This is a genomic window from Bacillus sp. 2D03 (assembly GCF_003946765.1).
Taxonomy (GTDB): Bacteria; Bacillota; Bacilli; order Bacillales; family Bacillaceae_G; genus Bacillus_A; species Bacillus_A cereus.
In genome coordinates this window covers 21,286-29,402 of record NZ_RPSJ01000010.1, presented here as the reverse complement: position 1 = coordinate 29,402, position 8,117 = coordinate 21,286, and the positions used below count along the sequence as shown (strand labels likewise).

The window sequence follows — 8,117 nt, the reverse complement described above, 5'->3', positions numbered from 1 at the left end:
AATTATAAGAAAAGGGGATTTATCCTAGGAAAACTGTACAATCTATACTTCTTCTCAGCAGAGAAAAAGGAATAGATTGTGCAGTTAAACTAGGCCCAATGGTTTGAATTTCAAAGATGTATATGAAATTTGATAGTTGTTTTAGTTATTTACTAATAGTGTGAGAAATTGAATGGGCACCGCGAAGGGAATGATTCTAGTTATGGATATTAAAGGGTTTATAAATGATTTGAAAAAATCAAACATTTTCTTATATCAGAATCAAGGGAAGATAAAAATTATTGGACCTCGTGAACTAATAACAGCTGAATTAAAGGGAAAAATAAAGTTATATAAAGAAAAAATTATTATAGCTTTAAAAAATGAAGATATAGAAAAAAAGAATGAAATTCCAAAAGCGAAACAATCAGAAAATAATTGTTATACCTTATCAATGGCACAAAAAAGGATGCTTATTTTAAATAATTTGGAATCTAAAGGTACGACATATAATATTCCTTTAGTTATCAAAATCGTGGGCGATTTTCAAATGCAAGTTTTTGAGAATGCTTTTAAGGCACTAATTGATAGGCATGAAGCATTAAGAACATCCTTTGTAATGATTGATGGAGAAGCAGTTCAAAAGATAGAAAAAGAAATAGATTTTAAAATTGAATATAGTGAATTAGGAGAAGATAGCGTATCAGAACGAGTGGCACGATTTATAAGACCTTTTGATTTAGAGATAGCGCCGCTTCTAAGGGTAGAGATTTTACGTGTTAATCAGAATGAGCATATCATGATGCTTGATATGCATCATATTATTTCAGATGGAGTATCAATGGGCATTTTAATGAAGGAGTTAGCTGATTTAGTTAGAGAAAAAGAATTAGCGCCATTAAAAGTTCAGTATAAAGACTATTCGGAATGGCAAAAAGAATACTATAAAGGAGATAACATAAAGCAGCAGGAGGAATATTGGCTCAAGGTATTTGAGGGTGACATTCCAGTTCTGAATATGCCAACTGATTTTCCAAGACCACAAATACAAAGTAGTGAGGGAGATAGGCTTGGTTTTGAAATAGATTCTGAACTAACAAATAAACTTAAATTTCTTGCAAAGGAAAATGGAGTTACTATGTATATGCTTCTTTTAGCAGTATATAAAACGCTTCTTTCTAAATATACAAGGCAAGAGGACATAATAGTTGGTTCACCAATTGCGGGAAGAACACATGATGATTTAAAAAATACAATTGGCATGTTTGTCAATACCCTTGCAATGAGAAGTTATCCAAAAGCAGATACTAAATTCATTGATTATTTAAAACAAGTAAAAGAAAACACATTAAATGCTTATGAGAATCAAGAATATCAATTTGATACATTAGTAGAGAAACTAAATTTAAGAAAAGAAACAAGTAGAAGCGCATTGTTTGATACGATGTTTGATATACAAACTCAAAATAATTTTGAGTTTAATATAAATGGAGTAACCACTGAGGTTTGCGATATTGATTTTAATGTGGCGAAATTTGATTTAAGTCTTACGGCGATAGAATATACAGATCATTTGAAATTTGATTTGCAATATTGTACAAAATTATTTAAAAAAGAAACAATCAAAAGACTTGCAGGTCATTTAGTAAATGTAATAAAGGAAATTACCAATAATCCGGGGCTTAAATTAGGAGAAATAAATTTACTTTCAGAAGAAGAAACGGAAATCATATTACACAAATTTAATGATACTATGGCCGAATTTCCTAAAAATAAGACCTTAAACCATGTATTTGAAGAGCAGGTTCTAAAAACACCAAATCATATTGCAGTTATATTTGAAGAGGAACAATTAACATATAAACAACTAAATGAAAAAGCAAATCGACTGGCAAGGTTGCTTAGAAAAAATGGTGCAAAGCCGGATACTGTAATAGGAATTATGGCGGATAAATCCCCAGAAATGATAATTGGCATATTGGCGATTTTAAAAGCTGGAGCAGCATATTTACCAATTGACCCTGAGTATCCTGAAGAAAGAATTGAATATATGCTAAAAGATAGTGAAGCAAAATTAGTTGTTACTCAGGAGCACTTACAATTCAAAGTAAGAACAGTTCCAAGTATTTTATTTAATGATGAAGAAATTAGTTCTTTAAATAAGGACAACCTAGAAAATTTAAATCATTCATCTGATTTAGCTTATTTAATATATACGTCAGGTTCTAGTGGAAAGCCTAAAGGGGTTATGACTACACATCGTAATGTCATTAACTATATTTATGCATTTTCAAAACAAATTACTTTAAATGAAGAAGATTCTATATTACAAGTAGTTTCATTTTCATTTGATGCTTTTACGGAAGAAACATTTCCTATTTTGGCTAATTCAGGGAAATTAATCATTAGTAAAAAAATTGGTGATCTGAACATAGATGAGCTAGTTAAAAATATTGAAAAATATAATGTGACTTTAGTAAGCTGTTCACCACTGTTACTCAATGAAATTGATAAAAATAAGCATTTAATACTTAATAAAAATATGAAATTTATTAGTGGTGGAGATGTTTTAAAGTATGAATATATAAAAAATATTATTGAGATTGCCGATGTTTATAATTCATATGGTCCTACAGAAACAACTGTTTGTGCAACATATTATAAGGTCAGTTCCAATGATTATATGGGAATGAGTGTACCTATAGGTAAACCACTAAGCAATTATAAATTGTATGTTTTGGATAATAATGCTCAATTACTGCCGATAGGAATACCTGGTGAATTATATATAGGTGGAGAAGGTGTAGCGCGAGGATACAAAAATAAAAAAGAATTAACTGAAGAAAAATTCAAGTCTAATGCTTTTAGTTTAGGAGAACGAGTGTATCGGACTGGAGATTTAGTAAGATGGCTACCTGATGGAAATATTGAATTTTTAGGTAGAATAGATAATCAGGTAAAAATTCACGGTTTTAGAATTGAACTGGAAGAAATTGAATATCACTTATTAAGACAATCGAACATAAAAGAAGCTAAAGTAATTGATAAAGAGGGGATAGATGGAAACAGATATCTTTGCGCATTTATTACAGTTAATGATTTGAATGAAGAACTGAACATAGATAAAGTGAGAGAGTTGCTTGCCAAAGAGCTTCCTGGTTACATGATTCCTTTGCATTTCATAGAGATGGAAAAATTGCCGATTACACTTAATGGAAAAGTGGATGTGAAAGCATTACCGGAACCAGATTTCAATAAATTTATAGAAAATCATTATGAAGCACCTCGAAATCTAGTAGAAGAGAAGTTGGCTTTAGTGTGGAAGGACGTTTTGGGTATAGAGAAAATTGGAATAAATCATAATTTCTTTGAAGCTGGAGGACATTCACTAAAAGCTTTTTCATTGGTATCAAAGATACACAAAGAATTAAATGTTGAAATACCATTAAAACAAATATTTAATTTTCCTACTATCAAAGGCATTGGCGAATATATAAAAGGGAAAGAAACGAGTACTTACTCAAAAATAAAGAAAGCTGAGGAAAAGCAATTTTATAATCTTTCATCGGCTCAAAAAAGGCTATATATTTTAAATCAAATAGAGGATAGTGGAATTACTTACAATCTACCAGTTGTTATACAAATGAAGGGGCGCTTTCAATTGGACACTTTTGAAAAAGCCTTTAAAGCATTAATTGATAGACATGAAGCATTAAGAACTTCTTTTGTAATGATTGATGGAGAACCAGTTCAAAAGATAGAAAAAGAAATAGATTTTAAAATTGAATATAGTGAATTAGGGAAAGAGAACGTATCAGAACGAGTGGCGCGATTCATAAGACCCTTTAATCTAGAGGTAGCTCCTCTTCTAAGGGTAGAAATCGTACAAGTTAGTCAGGATGTGCATATCATGATGCTTGATATGCATCATATTATTTCAGACGGAGTATCAATGAGCATTTTGATGAAAGAGTTAACAGATATATTTGGAGAAAAAAAATTAGCGCCATTAGAAATTCAATATAAAGACTATTCAGAATGGAAAGAAAATTTTTGTAACGGTGATAATATAAAGAAACAGGAGGAATATTGGCTTAAAGTATTTGAGGATGAGATACCAGTTCTGAATATGCCAACTGACTTTCCAAGACCACAAATACAAAGTAGCGAGGGAGATAGATTAAGTTTTGAAATAGATCCTGAACTAACAAACAAGCTTAAAATGTTTGCAAGGGAAAATGGAGTTACTATGTATATGCTACTTTTAGCAGCATATACAACGCTACTTTCGAAATATACGGGACAAGAAGACATTATAGTTGGCTCGCCAACTGCAGGAAGACAACATGATGATTTGAAAAATACTATTGGTATGTTTGTTAATACTCTTGTGATGAGAAATCGTCCTAAAGCAGACAGTAGATTCATTGATTATTTGAAGAAAGTAAAAGAAAACACCTTAAATGCTTATGAAAATCAAGATTATCAATTTGATGAGTTAGTTGAAAAGCTAGCCTTAAAAAGGGATATTAGTAGAAACGCATTGTTTGATACGATGTTTTCTATTCAAAATTTAGATAATCTAGAGTTGAATATAAAAGGCTTAAAAATCGAACCGTATGACATTGATTTTAAAGCGGCAAAGTTTGATTTAAGTTTATCGGCAATTGAAAATACAGATCATATAGAATTTATTTTAGAGTATTGCACAAAATTATTTAAAAAAGAAACTATACAAAGAATTGGAAATCATGTAGTTAATATCTTAAAAGAAATTGTTAATAATCCTGAACAAAAATTAAGTGAAATAAATTTGCTTTCACAAGAAGAAAGAGAAATGATATTAAACAAGTATAATAATACTGCTGTTGAATATCCAGTAGGTACTATACACGAACTTTTTGAAGAGCAGGTTAAAAAAACACCAAATCATATAGCTGTAGTGTTCGAAGAAAAGCAGTTGACCTATGAAGAATTGAATAAAAAAGCAAATAAACTAGCTAGAACTTTGAGAGAAAAAGGTGTTGTACAAAATAGTATAGTTGCAATAATGGTGGATAGATCAGTAGAAATGATTGTAGGAATATTGGGGGTTCTAAAAGCTGGAGGAGCATATCTGCCGATAGATCCAGAATACCCTACAGAGAGAATAGAATTTATGCTTGAGGATAGTAATGCGGACATTATTATTACCCAAGAACATCTAACGGATAAAAATGGTTCCTACGGTGAAGTAGTAAATATAAATCATATAGATATATATGATATCGATGAAGATAATTTGAATCATATCAATTCACCAGATGATTTAGTGTATATCATATATACATCAGGAACAACTGGAAACCCTAAAGGTGTGTTAGTAGAGCATAAAAATTTGGTTAATGCCCATTACACTTGGAGAGATCACTATGAATTGTCAAAGTATGAAGTAAATTTATTACAAATGGCTAGTATGTCGTTTGATGTATTTGCAGGGGACTTATGTAGAAGTTTATTAAATGGCGGGACAATGTATATAGTACCGAGTCATATCAAGCTAGAACTGGATTTATTATATAAGACAATTAAGAAGTATAAGATTAATATTTTTGAATCCACTCCAAGTCTTATTATACCTTTTATGAATTATGTATATGAAAATAATTTTGATCTCACGACATTACGATTATTAATATTAGGTTCTGATAGCTGTCCTATACATGAGTACAAAAATTTGGTTAAAAGATATGGGGAGAATATGAGAGTAATTAATAGCTATGGAGTTACAGAAGCAACTATTGATTCTAGCTATTATGAAGAAGAGTACGATTATATACCACAAATGGTAAATACTCCTATAGGAAAGCCGTTAAATAACACAAAATATTATGTTTTAAACTCTTTATTAGAACCACAACCTATAGGGGTGTATGGTGAATTGTACATTGGTGGAAAAGGTCTTGCAAAAGGATACTTAAACAAGCCAGATCTTACTCATGAAAGGTTTGTTTCAAATGGCTTTATACCTGGTGAAAAAATGTATAAAACAGGAGATTTGGCAAGATGGCTTTCAGATGGAAATATTGAGTTTTTAGGAAGAATAGACAATCAAGTAAAGGTTCGAGGGTTTAGGGTAGAAATAGGAGAAATTGAAGCTAAACTATTAGGTAATCAAAATATAAATCAGGCGGTAGTAATTGATCGGAAAGATAATGCTGGTTTTACCTATTTATGTGCATACATAATAGCTAAAGAGGAGCTAACTACAAGTGAATTAAGAGACTACTTGTCAAATTATTTACCAGATTATATGATTCCTTCATTTTTTATTCAATTAGATAAAATGCCTCTTACACCGAATGGAAAAATAGATAGAAAAGCATTGCCTCTTGTACAAGAGGGGGACCTTTCTAAGGGAACAGATTATGAAGCGCCTCGAAATGAAGTGGAAGAACATCTTGTATCAGCTTGGCAGGATGTCTTGGGTATTAAAGAAATTGGAATTAACGATAGTTTTTTTGAGGTTGGTGGAGATTCTATAAAAGCGTTACAAATAGTTTCTAAACTATCGAAAGTGAATCTTAAACTCAAAATTAAAGATTTATTTGAAAACCCGAAAATTAAAAATCTTAGTAAGTATGTAAAAAATGAATCGAGAGTAAAGAAAAACTATGAAATAATTCAGGGAAATGTTCCTTTAATGCCAATACAGAAAAGACATTTTGTATTAAACGAAGCATTAAATAATAAAGAGCTAAATCACTATAATCAATCATTTATGCTGTATAGAAAAAATGGATTTGAAGAACAGATTGTAGAAAAGGTGTTTCGTAAAATTTGTGAAAAACACGATGCTTTACGAATGATTTATAAAGAGGAAAATGGTGAAATTATTCAATATAATCGTGATTTAAATGGGGATTTCTTTGATTTATATGTCCATGATATTAAGAATCAAGATAATCAACAGGAGATAGTGGGTCAACTAGCAACAAATATACAAAAAGAAATTTCGATTACTGACGGTAAAATGTTAAAACTTTGCATTTTTAGAACAAATGAGGGTGATCATTTGCTTATTACTATCCATCATCTTGTAATAGATGGAGTATCATGGCGAATATTATTCGAAGATTTTGAAATGTTATACAAACAAGCATATCTCAATGAAAAACTTGATATAGGTTTTAAAACGGATTCATTTAAGGAGTTTTCAGAAAAGTTAATGGATTATGCGGTAGGTAATAAACTTCTAAAAGAAAAAAAATATTGGGCAGACATATCTAAAATGAAAGTAGATTTTTTAGCAAAAAATGAAGAAATAGATGTGACCGATTATAAAAATAGCAAGACCTTAACCATTTCACTAAATAAGGAGAACACTCAAAAGTTATTGGGAGAAACAAACAAAACATATAATACTCAAATAAATGATATCCTTTTAGCGGCTTTGTTAGTAACAGTAAGAGATTTAACAGGAGAAAACAGGCTGAAAATTCTCATGGAAGGTCATGGAAGAGAAGAAGTCATTGAAAACATAGATGTTAGTAGGACTATTGGGTGGTTTACTACAATATACCCTGTATATTTTGATTTAGGTAAAGAAAAAGAAATTTCTATGAGTATAAAATTGGTAAAAGAGGCTTTAAGAAAAATTCCTAATAACGGAATAGGATATGGGGTTTTAAAATACCTAAAAAAGGATCAAGATTTGTTAAATGATGAAACGGCACCTATATTATTTAATTATTTGGGAGAAATGAGTAAAAAAGCGACCGATGAAGAATTTTCTGCATCATGGCTATCACCTGGCGAAAGTATAGGTGGCGAAAATGCAAGAGATGCTTCTATAGAAATTAATTCAATAATTGTAGAGGATACATTAATAATAAACACTACCTTCAATGAAGGGGAATATTCTGAATTTTTAATCGCTGATTTTAACCAAAAGTATAAAGAGAACCTTGAAATGATAATCGATCATTGTATTAATCAAACGGAATCAGAAAAAACAGCTTCCGATTATGGTTACAATAAAATGTCACTAGAAGAGCTTGATGAGTTACTAGGTGAATATGAATTCATCGATAATTAAAGCCTGGAGGCAAAACACAATCATAGCGACTACTTAATTGTACAAATCATATTTATAATTT

1 protein-coding gene is annotated in these 8,117 nt (G+C 30.5%); it reads left to right on the top strand.

Annotated features, from left to right (window positions below; genetic code table 11):
• Positions 1–202 precede the first annotated feature (202 nt).
• The gene (locus EBQ15_RS21160) at positions 203–8,056 is read left to right on the top strand and encodes a non-ribosomal peptide synthetase (protein WP_000351748.1); all 7,854 of its coding nucleotides are present in this window, start codon (positions 203–205) and stop codon (positions 8,054–8,056) included.
• Positions 8,057–8,117 lie beyond the last annotated feature (61 nt).